We start from the raw sequence: 15951 nt of genomic DNA, 5'->3' as shown, positions 1-15951 counted from the left end.
TCACGCGCTCCCGGCTAGTAGACACGGGCGCGGGCCCTGTAATCCTTGGCGATCCGGTCCTGCGCAGCCCTCGGAATCGTGACCGTGTCGGGATCACCGTCAGATGTGTACCGCTCATCGGGGTTCCTGTCCAGGTACTCCAGCCAAGCGGTCGAGCAGTACCGCTTGCAGTCGTTCTCGGCGATCTTCCCCTCCGACCGGACGCGGTTGATCGCCCACCGGTCGAACTTCTCGTCGAAGGGCGACTCCGACGGCCGCCAGCCGGCCAGGAAGATCCCCTGGAAGCGGTACCGCGCGTCCTCGCGCGCCCACGCCTTCTTGCGCGGCGCCGACCCGAACGGGTAGGCGAGCGTGCTGGTGTGCGTCCCTGAGACGCGGAGGATCTCGTCCTCCATCCCGCCGATCTCGTCGCGGACCTGCTTCTCGGACATGCCCGCGAGATCGGGGTGGGTCGTCGTGTGGTTGCCCAGCTCGAACCCGTGCTGGACGAGCCACCTGACGCCCGCCGCCGCCTCGGCCTCGCCCAGCTGGAACAGGTCCTTGTTGAGGTAGAACGTCGCCACCGGACGGAAGCCCGGGTTTTCCCGCGCCACCTGCTCGATGACCGCGACGGCGGTGTCGGGCTTCGGGTCGCCCCGCGCGTCGAGCCCGAAGTGGCCGGGGGTGCTGTCGTCGAACGTCAGGACCACGGGGTGCCTCCCGGCGGGCACGTCGAACCGTCCGCCGACGAACTCCGCCGCCGTGACCGGGACGTACCCGCTCCGCGCCAACCGCGTCAGCTCGTCGTACAGCTCCTTGGACGAGCGGTCCAGCGACAGCTCGGGCTTCTTCATGATCCGGTGGTACATGAGCACCGGCACCTGGCCCAGCTCGTTGGCCTTCGCGGCCACCGCCCCCGGCGCCGCCGCCGGAATCGGTGCGGTGGCCGAAGGCGTGGGACTCACGGGCGTGGCCGAGGACCCGGCGGGCCGATCCTTCACGCCACCCCCAGGAGCCGCGCGCCCGCTGGGCGTGGCCTTGCCGACGGCCCCCGCCTGCGTGGCCGTGGGCTCCTTCCTGTCGTGCCCCCGTCTCGCCCCCGGCAGCGTGAGCCCGAGCACCACGGCGCAGATGATCACAACTCCGGCGATCTTGTGTAGGAGAGGCACGTTCCCCCCGTCCTCGACGCGGAACAGGACCTGAAGCACGACCAGGGACAGCGTAGAGCGCCCCGGACATCCATGGACACCTACTCGCTTACCCGCCGCATCCCCCCGCACCGCCCCGCCCGCACACGGGATCACCCCAAGTCCGAAAACCCCCGGTAAACCCACCACTCAAACCGCAACAAATCCCCCGACACCCCCGACGCCGAGGACACACCAAAGCGACCACGGGTACACAGAACAGCCACCCCATCACAGCCCAGAGAAGAACGGGCCGTGGAGAAACCTCAGCCGTCACGCGAGCGCGCTAGCTGAGCGGTGGGGGCGAAGCCGAAGGCGAGCCCCCACCGCGAAGATCGCGAAGCGATCCGCGCTCGCACAAGCACGGTCAGCGTGCGAGCCGCCAGGCGAGCACGCTGGGCCGGGATTGCAATCTAATGAGCAGCGTCCTGCCAGGTGCGGCCGGTGCCCATGGAGACGCCCAGCGGGGCGCGGAGCTCGTAGGCGCCGGCCATCCGGGCGCTGACCAGGGCCTTGAGGTCGTCGAGTTCGCCGGCGGCGACCTCGAAGACCAGTTCGTCGTGGACCTGGAGGAGCATCCGGGAGCGCAGGTCGGCGGCGCGCAGGGCGCGGTCGACGTCGAGGCTCGCGACCTTGATGATGTCGGCGGCCGACCCCTGGATGGGGGCGTTGAGCGCCATCCGCTCGGCCATCTCGCGGCGCTGCCGGTTGTCGGAGTTGAGGTCGGGCAGGTAGCGGCGGCGGCCGAGGATCGTCTCGGTGTAGCCGTCCTGGCGGGCCCTCGCGACGATGTCGTGCAAGTAGTCGCGGACGCCGCCGAACTGCTGGAAGTACTCCTCCATGAGCCCGCGCGCCTCGTCGGGGGAGATGCGGAGCTGCTGGGAGAGCCCGTAGGCCGACAGGCCGTAGGCGAGGCCGTAGTTCATCGCCTTGATGCGGGCGCGCAGCTCGGAGTCGATCTGCTCGGGCGGCAGGCCGAACACGCGGGAGGCGGTGATGGTGTGGAAGTCGGCGCCGGAGCCGAACGCCTCCAGCAGCGCCTCGTCCTCCGACAGGTGCGCCATGATCCGCAGTTCGATCTGGGAGTAGTCGGCGGTGAGGAGCGACTCGTAGCCGTCGCCGACGACGAACGCCTCGCGGATCTGGCGGCCCTCGGCGGTGCGGATCGGGATGTTCTGGAGGTTGGGGTCGGTGGAGGAGAGGCGGCCGGTGGCGGCGACCATCTGGTTGAAGGTGGTGTGGATGCGCCCGGCGTCGTCGGCCATCGGGATCAGGGAGTCGACGATGCTCTTGAGCTTGGCGACCTCGCGCCAGCGCAGGATGCGCTCCAGGACGGGGTGGCCGTCCTTCTCCAGCAGTGTGGTGAGCGCCTCGGAGTCGGTGGTGTAGCCGGTCTTGGTGCGCTTGGTCTTCGGCAGGTTCAGCTCGTCGAACAGGACCTGCTGCACCTGCTTGGGGGAGCCGAGGTTGAACTCGCGCCCGACCGCCTCGTGGGCGCCGCGCTCCTGCTCCTTGACCTGCGCGCCGAGGGATGCCGACAGCCCGGACAGGTGGCCCGCGTCGACGGCGATCCCGGCGCGCTCCATCCCGGCGAGGACGCCGACGAGCGGCAGCTCGACCTCGTGCAGGAGGCGGGTGGCGCCGCGCTTGTCGAGGTCGGTGTCCAGGACGTCGGCGAGCTCGGCGACGGCGCGGGCGCGGACGGCGAGCGCCTCGGCGGCCTCCTCCTCGCCGGAGCCGTCGAGGGTGAGCTGGCCGGAGTCCTCGGTCTCGTTGCGCAGCTCGCGGTGCAGGTAGCGCAGGACGAGGTCGGACAGGTCGAACGTGCGCTGGCCGGGCAGCGCCAGGTAGGCGGCGAGGGCGGTGTCGCTGGTGACGCCCTCCAGCGTCAGGCCGCGGGCGGCGAGCGCGAGCATCGGGCCCTTGGCCTCGTGCAGGGCCTTGGGCCGGGACGCGTCGGCGAGGTAGGCGGCCAGTGCGCGCTCGTCGTCCTCGATCAGCTCGGCCGGGTCGAGGTGGACGGCGGGGCCCTTCTTGGACGCCAGCGCGAGCGCGGTGAGCTCGCCGGTGCCGCGCCCCCAGGTGCCGGTGACGGCGACGCCGAGCCGGTCGCCGGCGTTGGCCTCCAGCCAGGCGCCGAGGGCGCCGGGCTCCAGCGCCTCCAGCTCGACCTCGAAGCCCTCGTCGGCCTCGGGCTCGGCGGCGGAGATCGAGGAGTACAGGCGCTCGCGCAGCACCCGGAACTGGAGCGAGTCGAACAGGGTGTGGATCTCCTCGCGGTCCCACTGGCCCATAGTGAGCTGCGGCGGGGTCAGCTCCAGGCCGACGTCGGTGTCGAGCTTGTTGATCTGGTGGTTGCGCAGCACGCCGGCGAGGTGCTCGCGCAGGCTGTCGCCGGCCTTGCCCTTGATCTCCTCGACGCGCTCGACGAGGGTGGCGAGGTCGCCGTACTTGGCGAGCCACTTGGCGGCGGTCTTCGGGCCGACGCCTGGGACGCCGGGCAGGTTGTCGCTGCTCTCCCCCACCAGCGCGGCCAGCTCGCGGTAGCGCTCGGGCGGGACGCCGTACTTGGCCTCGACGGCGGCCGGGTCCATCCGGGCCAGCTCGGAGACGCCGCGCACCGGGTACAGGACCGTCACGTGCTCGTCGACGAGCTGGAAGGCGTCCCGGTCGCCGGTGACGACCAGGGTGTCGAGGCCGGCCGCGGTGGCCTGTACCGACAGCGTGGCGATGATGTCGTCGGCCTCGAACCCGGCGACCGACATCCGCGGGACGCGCAGCGCGTCCAGCACCTCGAAGATCAGGCTGACCTGGCTGCGGAACTCGTCGGGGGTCTTGGCCCGGCCCGCCTTGTACTCGACGTACTGCTCGTGCCGGAACGTCGGCTCGGAACGGTCGAAGGCCACCGCCATGTGGGTCGGCTGCTCGTCGCGCAGGACGTTGATGAGCATGGACGTGAAGCCGTACACCGCGTTGGTGGGCTGCCCGTCGGTGGTGGAGAAGTTCTCCACGGGCAGGGCGAAGAACGCCCGGTAGGCCAGGGAGTGCCCGTCGAGCAGGAGGAGCCGGTCACGCTTGTCAGGGGTCGATGCTGTGGTCGCCACACCAGGACTCTAGTCTGCGCCTGGGACACTTTTGTGGAGGCTTCGTGAGCGACACCGGCGGCGAGACCGCGACCGAGCGGAATGCCAGGATCCTCTCGGGTCTGGACGACCATTCCTACGGTGACCTGGCCAAGTCCATGGGGATCGAGTTCCTGGAGGGCAGCGCCGAGCGGGTCGTGGGACGCATGCCGGTCGCGGGGAACACCCAGCCGTACGGGCTGCTGCACGGCGGCGCGTCCTGCGTGCTGGCCGAGACGCTCGGCTCCTCGGGCGCCGCGCTGCACGCCGGGCCGTCCCGGATCGCGGTCGGGATCGAGATCAACGCCACCCACCACCGGTCGGCGAGCGAGGGCTATGTGACCGGCGTCGCGACCCGCGTGCACGGCGGGCGGACGCTCGCCACCTACGACATCGTGATCACCGACGACCAGGACCGGCGGGTCTGCACCGCGCGGCTGACCTGCATGCTCCGCGACCTCCCCGGCACCTGATCCACCGCTTCCTTTGCGATTGACCGCCCCGGGTCTGTAGCGTGGATCGGAACGGCCCGGGATCACCGAGTAGACAACGTACGCGCCCGGGGAAGGTTCGTACGGCCCCAAAGGTGATCCCGGGCTTCTGCATGCCCGGCCCGCTCCCCCGGTCCCCGCCTTCCCCCGGTCCCCTCCCTCGGCCCGTTCCATCCCCGGGGTCGCGGTTGGGTTGCGATCCGCTCGTGGACGTTCCACCCGCACGGAGATCGGCCGTACGTTCCGTCCATGCGCCCGTCCCTGCGCCCGTCCATGCGTTCCGCTGCCGCCCTCGCGCTGGCGCTCGCCGCCGCCGTGCCGCTGGCCGGCTGCTCGGGCGAGAAGCACGATTCCGCGACCACCTACGCGATCCCGGCCGAGAAGGTCCGCGAGTCCGAGGCGGCCACGACCGGCAAGACCGGACGCAGCGCCGACATGCAGTTCACGGTGATCGGGTTCCGCGAGCAGATCACGGAGGTGATGGGCACCCACGGCGTGATGGGCGCGCACGGCGCGTTCACCCGCCTGCGGCTGCTCACGGTGAACACCGGCCGCGACATCCAGGTCTTCGACACCTGGAAGCAGCGGCTCGTCACCACCGACGGCAAGGTGTACACGCCGGACGTCAACGCCACCATGATCAAGCGGCAGCCGGAGCGGCTGTCGGTCGGCGCGGCGATGCGCTGCGAGTTCGACCTGTGGTTCGACGTGCCGCGCGGCTCGAAGGCCAAGGCCGTCCGGCTGTACGGGTCCCCGCCGGTGGGCGCCGTCAGCGACCCGCCCCCGGCCGAGATCCCGCTCCCCTGACCTTCCGGCCGGTAGGCGGAACGCCCGCCGCTTCCCGGACGGACCGGGAGGCGGCGGGCGCCCCACATGATCGCCTGCGGGGCGCGCGCTACCCGGCGCCGCCCGAGGACGGCGCGTCCGGCCGCGTGTCGCGAGGAGCCGCCTCAGGGCCGGAGACGCCCTTGCCGCCCTCGTCGCCCTTGCCGCCGTCGCCCAGGTCGCCGCCCAGGTAGGCCGCGCGGACCTCGGGGTCGTCCAGCAGGTCCCCGGCGGGCGCCGTCTTCACGACCCGCCCGGTCTCCAGCACGTACGCGCGGTGCGCGATCTGGAGCGCCTGCTGGGCGTTCTGCTCGACCAGCAGCACGGTCGTGCCGCGCCGGTTGATCTCCTGGATGATCGTGAAGATCTGCTGGACGAGCATCGGCGCGAGTCCCATGGACGGCTCGTCCAGCAGCAGCACCTTGGGCTTGGCCATGAGCGCCCGCCCGATCGCGAGCATCTGCTGCTCGCCGCCGGACATGGTGCCGCCCGCCTGCGACTTGCGCTCGGCGAGCCGGGGGAACAGCTCGTAGGCCTCGGCGAGCTCCTTGGACGAGTCGTCCTTGCGGGCGAAGGCGCCCATCAGGAGGTTCTCCTCCACCGTCATGCCCGGGAAGATCCCCCGGCCCTCCGGCGCCTGCCCGATGCCGACGAGCACCCGCTTGTGGCCCGCGAGCGAGCTGATGTCGTTGCCGTCGAACCGGATCCGCCCCGACGTCAGCGAGCGCAGCCCCGAGATCGTCTTCAGCGTGGTCGTCTTCCCGGCGCCGTTGGCGCCGATCAGCGTGACGATCTCGCCCTGGTCGACCGACGCGGTGATGCCCTTGAGCGCCGCGATCTTTCCGTAGTGGACGTGGATGTCCTCGATCTCAAGAAGCATCGGCCGGAGCCCCCAGATACGCCTCGATGACCCGCGGGTCGTTCTGCACCTCGGCCGGCAGCCCGTCGGCGATCTTCTGGCCGAAGTCCAGCACCGCGACCCGGTCGCTGATCCCCATCACGAGGCTCATGTCGTGCTCGATCAGCAGCACCGTGACGCCGGTGTCGCGGATCGTGCGGATCAGCTCCTGGAGACCGATCTTCTCCGCCGGGTTCATGCCGGCGGCCGGCTCGTCCAGCAGCAGCAGCTTCGGGTCCGTGCCGAGCGCCCGCGCGATCTCCAGCCGCCGCTGGTCGCCGTAGGGGAGGTTCTTCGCGGCCTCACCGGCCCGGTGCGAGATCCCCACCAGCTCCAGCAGCTCGCGGGCCCGCTCGCGGCCCTGGCGCTCCTCGCGCCGGTGCCACGGCAGGCCGAGCGACGCCCCGGCGATGCCCGTCCGGTGGTGGGAGTCGGTGCCCACGAGGATGTTCTCCAGCGCCGTCATGTTGTGGAACAGCCGGACGTTCTGGAACGTCCGCGCGACGCCGAGCTTGGTGACGCGGTAGCGCTTCTTGCCGTCGATCCGCTTGCCGTCGAACACCACCTCGCCCTCGGTCGGCCGGTAGACGCCGGTGGTCACGTTGAACACCGTCGTCTTACCGGCGCCGTTGGGGCCGATCAGCGCGAAGATCTCGCCCTTGCCGATCGTGATGTCGACCTTGTTCAGGGCGACGACGCCGCCGAAGCGCATGACGACCTCGCGCAGCTCCAGCACCGGCGCCCGCCCGCTCGCCTCGGTCACTTGCCCACCTCCCCGGCGGCGGCGGCCTGGCCGGGCCCGGCCACCTCGGCTCCCATACTGCCCATGCCGCCGGTGCCCTCCGCCAACTCGGCCTTGCGGCGGCGGGACGGCCACAGCCCCTCCGGACGGAAGATCATCATCAGCACCAGCGCGGCACCGAAGATCAGCATCCGGTAGTCCTGCATGAAGCGGAACCGCTCGGGCAGCCACGCGACCACGAAGGCGCCCAGTATCACGCCCGGGATGTTGCCCGAGCCGCCCAGCACGACGCCCGCGAGGATCAGCGCCGACACGAGGAACGGGAAGGTGTCGGGGTTGATCGATGTCTGCTTGCCGGCGAAGACGACGCCGCCGCTGCCGCCGATCGCCGCGCCGATCGCGAACGCCGCGAGCTTGAACTTGAACGTCGGGACGCCCATCAGCTCGGCCGCGTCCTCGTCCTCGCGGATGGCCGCCCACGCGCGGCCCACCCGCGACCGGTCCAGCCGCTTCACGAAGATGATCGTCAGGATGATGAAGAACAGCAGCAGGTAGTAGTACGGCCGCGAGTCCAGCAGCCCGTACTTGAGCGGCTGCACACCCATGATCTCGAACTCCGACAGCGTCGGCGGGTGCGGGATGCCCTGGATGCCGCGCGGGCCGTTGACGTACGTGCTGTTCTCGGCCGTCACCCGGACGATCTCACCGAAGCCGAGCGTGACGATCGCCAGGTAGTCGCCGCGCAGCCGCAGCGTCGGCGCGCCCAGGAGGATGCCCGCGAGCGACGAGAGCACGATCGCGAGGACGAGCGTCTCCCAGAACGACCAGCCGTGCTTCGAGGCGAAGATCGCGATCGTGTACCCGCCGACCGCGTAGAACGCCACGTACCCGAGGTCGAGGAGGCCCGCCATGCCGACCACCACGTTGAGGCCGAGCGCGAGCAGCACGTAGATGCCGATCTGGTCGCTCAGCATCGACGCCCAGTCGGTGCTGCTCGGCGCCATGAACGAGCCGATCGCCTGGTTCGGCAGCAGCAGGCCGCCGATGATGAGCAGGATGTAGGCGATCCAGCGCGCCCACCCGGGCGCGTCCGCCCACGCGTCGCGGACACGGTCGAGCGAGAAGCCCGAGGCCGCGGAGTCGCCGGTCGCGTTCGCCTTCTTGGAGAGGTTCATGCGCGCGCCTGCTGGAGTGACTCACCGAAGATTCCGGTGGGGCGGAACATCAGGACGAGGATGAGCAGTGAGAAGGCGACGACGTCCCGCCAGCCCGAGCCGAAGAAGCTGGATCCGTAGGTCTCCAGCAACCCCAGCACGAAGCCGCCGGCCAGCGCCCCGCGGATGTTGCCGATCCCGCCGAGCACCGCCGCCGTGAACGCCTTGATGCCGAGCAGGAACCCGACGAAGTAGTTCGTCTGCTCGAAGCGCACCATGTACAGCGCCGCGGCGGCGCCCGCCATGATGCCGCCGATCAGGAACGTCGTCATGACGACGCGGTCGATGTTCACGCCCATCAGCACCGCGGTCTCCGGGTCCTGCGCGGTCGAGCGGATGCCTCGGCCGAGCTTGGTCCGGTTCACGAACTGGTCGAGCGCGACCATCATGAGGATGGCGCCGACGAACACGATCAGCTTGTCGTTGGTGACGTGGATCGGTCCGATGTCGATGACCGTCGTGAGCTTCCGGAAGTGTTCGTTGACGTCGAGTTTGCCCCCCGACTTGGAGGTGCCGAACACATGCCGGATGATCACCGTGCCGAAGAGCTGCTGGATGACGATCGACGCACCGATCGCCGAGATCAGCGCCGCCAGCCGGGACGCCCCTCTCTTGCGGAGCGGTCGGTACGCCACCACCTCCAGCAGCATGGCGCTACCGCCGGCCACCGCCCCGGCGACCACGGCCATGATCACGGCCATGCCGATCAGGGCGAGCCCGCCGACCTGGTCGACCCCCAGGGACCGGACCGTCCACAGCGCGGCGAACGTGCCGACCATGAAGATGTCGGCGTGAGCGAAGTTGATCAGGCGGAGGACGCCGTAGACCATCGTGTAGCCGAGCGCCACCAGCGCGTAGATCGCACCCAGCGACAGCCCGTCGACGGTCGACGGCCAGAATTGGTTGATGAAGTCGTCGAACACCTTTGGTCGCCTTTGGTAAAAGGAGCGGGAGCGCTGTAGCGCTCCCGCTCCCGCGCCATCAGAGGCCCCCCGGAACCGGGGGAAGGGTCGTGCAGGGCGTGGTGACGCCTACGCGACCTTGGCCTCCTTGCTGTTGCCGAGCAGCGGGATCGTGTTGTCCTTCACCTCGTAGATGTAGATGTCCTGCGCCGCCAGCTCACCGTGTTCGTCGAACTTGATCGGCTTGCCGATCCCCTGGAAGCTCACCGACTTCAGACCCTCGTTGATGTCCTCGCTGGACTTCTTGCCGGTCTTGATGACCTCGATGAACGCCGTCGCCGCGTTGTAGCCCTCGGTCGAGTAGATGGCGACGTCGGCCTTGAACTTGGCCTTGTAGTCGGCCGCGAACTTCTTGGTCTGCTCGTTCGTCTTGCCCGCGGTGTCGATCAGGCAGCCGCAGCTCAGCAGCGTGCCCTGCGCGTTCGCCTGGCCGGCGCCCTCGAGCAGACCCGTCGCCAGCGAACCGTCGCCGGACATCATCTTGCCCTTGTAGCCGCCCTCGCGGAGCTGCTTGAACAGCCGGCCCGCGACCGCGTAGTAGCCGCCGAAGTACACCGCGTCGGGCTTAGCCTGGTTGATCTTGTTGACGGTCGAGGAGTAGTCGGTCCCCTTGTCGTTCACCGCGTCGCTCTGGACCGTCGCGCCCTTGGCCTGCATGGCCTTGCCGACCGCGCCCGCCAGGCCGAGGCCGTAGTCCTTGTTGTCGGACACCGTGAAGAGCTTCTTCACCCCGGCGTTCGCGAGGAACTCGGCGGCGCCGACGCTCTGCGTCGCGTCGTCGGCCACCACGCGGTGCCAGTACTTCCAGCCCTTCTCGGCGAGGTCGGTCTGCGTCGCCGACGGCGTGACGCTCGGGATCTTCGCCTCGTTCAGGATGGGGTTGGCCGCCTGCGACTCGCCCGAGAACGCCGGGCCGATCAGGCCGACGACCTTGTCGTTCTTGATCGCACCCTGCACCTGGGTCGTCGCCTGCTCGGCCTTGCCCTGGGTGTCGTACCGCTTCAGCTTGATCTTGATCTTCGGGTTGGTGGCGTTGTACTGGTCGACCGCCAGCGTCGCACCCTGGAAGGGCGGAACCACCAGACCCGAGTTCTCACCGGTCAGGTCGCCCATGAACCCGATCGTGATCTCGTCGCCGGAGCCACCGGAGCCGCCGTCGTCGTCGCTGCAGGACACGGCGCCGAGCGCGAGCACCGCGCTCACCGCCACCGCGCCGGTCACCCTCATCTTGTTGCGCCGCAAGGTGCCCAACCTTTCCATCCGGATCCGGCAGGGGATCGGGTACGAGTGAAACCCCGACGCCGACCTCTGGTGGAGGAATCGGTCACTCGGGGACCAGCTATGTCGTACACCGTGGAGCCGTCCCAGATCAGCACCCCCGGATAGAAGGGTTACTCGTTCGTTACTCCCCCGTGCCCATCTGATACAGGGCATTGCCAGGGACGATTACAGAACGTGAAGACAGGGGGTTGCACAAGGTAGCCGCGTGAAGTCTTGACAACACAAAGCGTGACTGAGAGAGGAGTCAGCCCGCGGCGGGCTCGTCCCGCCCCGGCCCGCCTCCGGTCGCCCCGGCCACCACGGCCTCGGCGACGGCGCGCATCGTCAGCCTGCGGTCCATCGAGGTCTTCTGGATCCAGCGGAACGCCTCGGGCTCGCTCCAGCCGTTGGCCTCCTGGAGCAGGCCCTTGGCGCGATCCACGAGCTTGCGGGTCTCCAGCCGGTCCTGGAGGCCGGCGACCTCCGCCTCCAGCGCGCGCAGCTCGGTGTAGCGGCTGACGGCCATCTCGATCGCGGGCGCCAGGTCGCTCTTGGAGAACGGCTTGACCAGGTAGGCCATCGCGCCGGCGTCGGTCGCCCGCTGGACGAGCTCGCGCTGCGAGAACGCGGTGAGGATCACGACCGGGGCGATCCGCTCGGCGGAGATCCGCTCGGCCGCGGAGATGCCGTCCAGGACGGGCATCTTGACGTCCAGGATCACCAGGTCGGGCCGCTGCTCGCCGGCCAGCCGCACGGCCGTCTCGCCGTCGCCGGCCTCGCCCACGACCTCGTAGCCGTCCTCCTGGAGCATCTCCTTCAGGTCCAGCCGGATCAGGGCCTCGTCTTCCGCGATCACCACGCGCCGAGCACTCTCCACGCGCACGAGCCTACCGGGACCCGCTACGCTGGTCTTGGCCAGGGCGCCCCCAGCGGGTGGGCGGAGCATCAAAGCCGGTATGTCCGCTTTAGCGAGACATAAGCCCCGATATCCCAATGGCAGAGGAAGCGGTCTCAAACACCGTTTAGTGTGGGTTCGAATCCCACTCGGGGCACCTCTCCATTCCACTCCACACCCTGCACCCGGCCTGGCGGCGATCGCCGCGCGCCCCCGAAATCCCCTGACCATCAACGATGCCTTTCGGCGCGCCTGCCCGCGATGGCGGCGCCGGGGCAGGTCCGGCCGGCCGAGGCAACGAGGCGCCGCGCGGGGTATCCGGAGCGACGTGGAAATGAGACCGCGCGGTGATTTCGCGGACGCGGCGTCCGCGCGGCCGCGAACGCGCGCCGCCGCCGGGGACGGACGCCGGGAACGGACGCCGCGGCCGGGGCTGGGCGGCACGGCGGCGTCCGTGGCGACGCGGGGAGCGCGGGCGGATCGGCGCCGATCTAGTACGGGGTGTCGCCGATGTTGTGGACGCGCAGGGCGTTGGTGGAGCCGGCCGTGCCGGGGGGCGAGCCGGCCACCACGACGACGCGGTCGCCCTTCTGGCAGCGGCCGATCTCCACGAGGGCGTGGTCGACCTGGCCGACCATGTCGTCGGTGTGGTTGACCTCGGGGACGATGAAGGTCTCCACGCCCCAGACGTGCGCGAGGCGGCCCCGGACGGCGGGGACCGAGGTGAAGGCGAGCAGCGGGATCGGCGACCGGTAGCGCGACAGCCGGCGGGCCGTCTCGCCGGACATCGTGAACGCGACCAGCGCCTCGGCGCCGACGGTGGCGCCGACCTCGGCGGCCGCGCGGGCGATGGCGCCGCCGACGGTCTCGGGGATGCGGTCGAGGGTGTGGGTGGCGTGCAGCGCGGCCTCCTCGGCCGTGCTGACGATGCGGCTCATCGTCAGCACGGACTCGACCGGGTACTGGCCGACGCTGGTCTCGCCGGACAGCATGACGGCGTCGGCGCCCTCGAAGACGGCGTTGGCGACGTCGGAGGTCTCGGCGCGGGTCGGCCGGGGCGCGGAGATCATGGATTCGAGCATCTGGGTCGCGACGATGACCGGGCGGGCCTTCTCGCGGCACAGCTCGATCGCGCGCTTCTGGACGATCGGGACCTGCTCCAGCGGCATCTCGACGCCGAGGTCGCCGCGCGCGACCATGATGCCGTCGAAGGCGGCGACGATCTCGGGGAGCCGCTCCACGGCCTGCGGCTTCTCGATCTTGCCGATCAGGGGGACGCGGACGCCCTCCTCCTCCATGATCTGGTAGCAGATGTCGGCGTCGGCGGGCGTGCGCACGAACGAGAGCGCGACCATGTCGACGCCGAGGCGCAGCGCCCAGCGCAGGTCGATCTCGTCCTTCTCGGTGAGCGCGGGGACGCTGACCGGGACGCCGGGCAGGTTGAGGCCCTTGTTGTCGGAGACCATGCCGCCGACGGTGACGGTGGTGTGCACGCGCGGGCCGTCGACGCGCACGACCTCCAGCCCGACGCGTCCGTCGTCGATGAGGACGGTGTCGCCGGGGCTCACGTCGCCGGGGAGGCCCTGGTAGGTGGTGGAGACCTCGCGGCGGCTGCCGGGGATGTCCTCGGTGGTGATGGTGAACTCGTCGCCGAGGGTGAGGCGGACGGGTCCGTCCGGGAACCGGCCGATGCGGATCTTCGGGCCCTGGAGGTCGGCGAGGATGCCGACGCCGCGTCCGGTGGCCTGCGCCGCCTCCCGGATCCGGTGGTAGACCTCCTCGTGGACGGCGTGCTCGCCATGGCTCATGTTGAGTCTGGCGACGTCGACGCCGGCCTCGACGAGGGCGGTGATCTGCTCGGGGCCGGAGCAGGCGGGACCGATGGTGCTGACAATCTTCGCTCGACGGGTCACTCGCACAACCGTAACTTAGTTACCCGCCGGTACGGATATAAGTGCAGGATGTGGTCACCCCGGGTTCACCGATTGGTCTAGGTCAGAGGTCTAGACCAGAAGTGGCCGCCTCACCCCTCGAACACCTCGACGGCGGTCCGGCAGAACGCCGGGAGGTCGTCCGGCTTCCGGCTGGACACCATGACGTTGGGCCCGGCGCCGCAGATCCTGACCTCCTCGTCCACCCAGGACGCGCCCGCGTTGCGGAGGTCGGTCTGGAGGCTCGGCCAGGAGGTCATGGTGCGGCCCCGGACGACGTCGGCCTCGATGAGCGTCCAGGAGGCGTGGCAGATGACGGCGACGGGCTTGCCCGCCTCGAAGAACGAGCGGGCGAAGGCGACGGCCCTGGGGTCGGTGCGCAGGAAGTCGGGGTTGGCGACGCCGCCGGGCAGGAGGAGCCCGTGGAACTCGTCCTGGCCCGACACCTCCACGGTGGTGTCGACGGGGAAGGTGTCGGCCTTGTCGAGGTGGTCGAACGCCTGGATGCGCCCCGACTGCGTGGAGATCAGGCGCGGCGTGAAGCCCGCCTTCTCGACGGCCTTCCACGGTTCGGTGAGCTCCACCTGCTCGGTGCCCTCGGGGGCGCAGAGGAAAGCGATGGTCCTGACGTGCGGATCTGTCGGCATGATGTCCTCCCTCCCCATGCCCGTGCCCGGGGAACGCGATGGTATGCAGGAGGCATGAACCCGACCGGCTATCGCGAGACGCCGCTCCAGGTCGCGGGGCTGGTGTGCGCCTGGACGGCCGCGCTGCCGCCCGGCGCGGACCCGTACGTGCAGCGCGTCGTGCCGGACGGCTGCGTGGACCTGGTCTGGTGGGGCGGGGGACTCCTGGTGGCCGGGCCCGACACCGGCCCGGCACCGGCGCTGATCCGTCCGGGCGAGGCGATGGTCGCGGTCCGGTTCGGGCCGGGCGCGGCGCCGCCGGTGCTGGGGGCGCCGGCCGACGCCCTGCGGGACGTGCGGGCGCCGCTGCGGGAGCTGTGGGGCGCGGAGGCCGACCGGCTCGCGGAGGCGGTCGCGGCCGCGGGCTCCGTCGAGGAGCGCGGCGCGGCGCTGGTGGCGGCCGTGACGGCGCGCGCGGAGGCGGCCGGGCCCGCCGACCCGCTGGTCCCGGCGGTGGTGCGGGGCCTGGCGCGCGGGTCGGTCCGGGCGGTCTCCGACGAGCTCGGGATGGGCGAGCGGCAGCTCCGGCGCCGGTCGCTGGCGGCGTTCGGGTACGGGCCGAAGACGCTCCAGCGCGTCCTGCGGTTCCAGCGGGCGCTGCGGCTGGCGCGCGCCGGGGAGCCGCTCGCGGACGTCGCGTACGCGGCGGGCTACACCGACCAGGCGCACCTCGCGCACGAGGTGCGGGACCTGGCGGGCGAGCCCATCCGCGCCCTCCTGTGACCTCCCCGGTTCAGGGAGCGGGCAAGAGTCAGGGAGCGGGCAAGGGTCAGGGCTTGAGCCTGCCGTACGCCTCGAGCGTGCGGAGGCGCTCGACCGTCTGGACCCCCCGCCAGTCGTGCCGGGTGGCCGGCGTCCAGATGGGGAAGTTGACGTCCCAGCCGCCGTGCTCCTCCTGCGCGTCGATGAGCGCGTCCAGGTGCGCGTCGATGACCTCGGCGGTGAACAGGCGCCGCCCGAGGCCGTCCGGGGCGGGGGCGAAGTCGAGCGGGAAGTGCAGCGCGCCCTCGGCGGACGGGTCGAGGGCGGCCAGCGCGGCGAGCGCGTCGCGGGCGCGCGCGAACGCGGCCTCCGCGCGCTCGCGGTCGGGGACGTGGTCGAGGAACGCCAGGATGGCCAGGGCGTCGTAGGGGCCGGGTTCGGCGCCCTCGTCCTCCAGGTGCCGCCAGCAGAACGCGGTGGCGGGGCCGAGCCACGGGTGCTCGGACCCGGCGCGGTGGAGCAGGCCCGCGAGCGTCGCGGTGGGGTTGATCGCGCCGCCCGCCTCGCCGGACGGCTGCCACCACGGCCCGTGCGGGGCCTCCCGGACGGAGGGCAGCACGAACGGCACTCCCCCGTCCTCGTGCGTGATCGACGCCAGGAAGTCCGCGACGCGCGCCACGGCGGGGTCGTCGTCCGCGCCCGCCTCGTGGAGGATCTCCAGGGCGTGCTGCGCCGGGACGGGCTGGCTCGCCTCGCCGCGCAGGTCGGGTTCGAGGGCGTGGCCGTATCCGCCGTCGGGGTTCTCGTAGGGCCGGAGCGCGGCCAGCAGCGGCTCGGGGCGTCCGCCGCGGAAGTGCAGGGCGAAGCGGCGGCGGTCTATGAGGCGCCCGCTGTGCCGCATGCACTCCTCGGCACGGGTCAGGTCGGCGTCGTTCAGAACCTTCATGGGCCCCACGCTAGGACGGCCGGCGCGCGCCGGTCTTGTAGGAAACGGTCACGGCGGGAGACGCCGCCGCGGAACGTGGGTGGGCCCGGCCACCCCAGCGGTGGGTGGCCG

At 70.9% G+C, this 15951-nt stretch carries 14 protein-coding genes and 1 tRNA gene; 4 read left to right on the top strand and 11 right to left on the bottom strand.

Annotation, left to right across the window (positions count from 1 at the left end; translation table 11 throughout):
• Window positions 1-14: 14 nt before the first annotated feature.
• Complete coding sequence (locus K2F47_RS07955; RefSeq protein WP_242902104.1) at window positions 15-944, bottom strand: polysaccharide deacetylase family protein; 930 nt, start codon at window positions 942-944, stop codon at window positions 15-17.
• Between the two features lie 635 nt (window positions 945-1579).
• On the bottom strand, window positions 1580-4270 hold the full coding sequence (polA, locus tag K2F47_RS07950) for a DNA polymerase I (protein ID WP_242902103.1): 2691 nt from the start codon (window positions 4268-4270) through the stop codon (window positions 1580-1582).
• Window positions 4271-4407: 137 nt separating this feature from the next.
• Here polA and K2F47_RS07945 point away from each other — a divergent pair, with 137 nt between their 5' ends.
• On the top strand, window positions 4408-4761 hold the full coding sequence (locus K2F47_RS07945; RefSeq protein ID WP_372490836.1) for a PaaI family thioesterase: 354 nt from the start codon (window positions 4408-4410) through the stop codon (window positions 4759-4761).
• Window positions 4762-5028: 267 nt separating this feature from the next.
• A complete protein-coding gene (locus tag K2F47_RS07940; RefSeq protein WP_242902102.1) occupies window positions 5029-5586 on the top strand; it encodes a DUF4352 domain-containing protein in 558 nt (185 codons plus the stop codon).
• Window positions 5587-5674: 88 nt separating this feature from the next.
• Here the strand turns inward: K2F47_RS07940 and K2F47_RS07935 are convergent, their stop codons facing one another.
• The 6 genes from K2F47_RS07935 to K2F47_RS07910 all read right to left on the bottom strand — a co-directional run bounded on the left by K2F47_RS07935 (window position 5675) and on the right by K2F47_RS07910 (window position 11539).
• Window positions 5675-6484, bottom strand: a complete 810-nt coding sequence (locus tag K2F47_RS07935; RefSeq protein ID WP_242902101.1) for an ABC transporter ATP-binding protein — start codon at window positions 6482-6484, stop codon at window positions 5675-5677.
• On the bottom strand, window positions 6474-7214 hold the full coding sequence (locus K2F47_RS07930; RefSeq protein WP_242902605.1) for an ABC transporter ATP-binding protein: 741 nt from the start codon (window positions 7212-7214) through the stop codon (window positions 6474-6476). The genes K2F47_RS07935 and K2F47_RS07930 overlap by 11 nt, the downstream gene beginning before the upstream one ends.
• 47 nt (window positions 7215-7261) lie before the next feature.
• Entirely contained in the window at window positions 7262-8419 is a 1158-nt protein-coding gene (locus K2F47_RS07925; protein WP_242902100.1) for a branched-chain amino acid ABC transporter permease, read from the bottom strand.
• Entirely contained in the window at window positions 8416-9381 is a 966-nt protein-coding gene (locus tag K2F47_RS07920) for a branched-chain amino acid ABC transporter permease (protein WP_242902099.1), read from the bottom strand. The genes K2F47_RS07925 and K2F47_RS07920 overlap by 4 nt, the downstream gene beginning before the upstream one ends.
• A 108-nt stretch (window positions 9382-9489) precedes the next feature.
• Window positions 9490-10662 carry a branched-chain amino acid ABC transporter substrate-binding protein gene (locus K2F47_RS07915; RefSeq protein ID WP_242902098.1) on the bottom strand — a complete coding sequence of 391 codons (1173 nt, stop codon included), beginning with the start codon at window positions 10660-10662 and terminating at the stop codon, window positions 9490-9492.
• A gap of 283 nt (window positions 10663-10945) precedes the next feature.
• Entirely contained in the window at window positions 10946-11539 is a 594-nt protein-coding gene (locus K2F47_RS07910; protein WP_242902604.1) for an ANTAR domain-containing response regulator, read from the bottom strand.
• Between the two features lie 120 nt (window positions 11540-11659).
• Between K2F47_RS07910 and K2F47_RS07905 the strand changes: the two genes are divergently transcribed.
• Window positions 11660-11732: transfer RNA gene (locus K2F47_RS07905), tRNA-Leu, on the top strand.
• 334 nt (window positions 11733-12066) lie between these two features.
• Here the strand turns inward: K2F47_RS07905 and pyk are convergent.
• Entirely contained in the window at window positions 12067-13488 is a 1422-nt protein-coding gene (gene pyk / locus K2F47_RS07900; RefSeq protein WP_242902097.1) for a pyruvate kinase, read from the bottom strand.
• Between the two features lie 110 nt (window positions 13489-13598).
• Window positions 13599-14153: a type 1 glutamine amidotransferase domain-containing protein gene (locus K2F47_RS07895; protein ID WP_242902096.1), complete on the bottom strand. Its 555-nt coding sequence runs from the start codon at window positions 14151-14153 to the stop codon at window positions 13599-13601.
• Window positions 14154-14207: 54 nt separating this feature from the next.
• Here K2F47_RS07895 and K2F47_RS07890 point away from each other — a divergent pair, with 54 nt between their 5' ends.
• Entirely contained in the window at window positions 14208-14915 is a 708-nt protein-coding gene (locus K2F47_RS07890; protein ID WP_242902095.1) for a helix-turn-helix transcriptional regulator, read from the top strand.
• A 46-nt stretch (window positions 14916-14961) separates the two neighbouring features.
• Here the strand turns inward: K2F47_RS07890 and K2F47_RS07885 are convergent, their stop codons facing one another.
• Window positions 14962-15840 carry a prenyltransferase/squalene oxidase repeat-containing protein gene (locus K2F47_RS07885; protein ID WP_242902094.1) on the bottom strand — a complete coding sequence of 293 codons (879 nt, stop codon included), beginning with the start codon at window positions 15838-15840 and terminating at the stop codon, window positions 14962-14964.
• Between the last annotated feature and the right edge of the window lie 111 nt (window positions 15841-15951).

This window comes from Actinomadura terrae (genome assembly GCF_022751215.1).
GTDB lineage: Bacteria > Actinomycetota > Actinomycetes > Streptosporangiales > Streptosporangiaceae > Spirillospora > Spirillospora terrae.
Note: the sequence above shows the minus strand (reverse complement) of the source record. Positions and strands in the feature narration are given on the sequence as shown.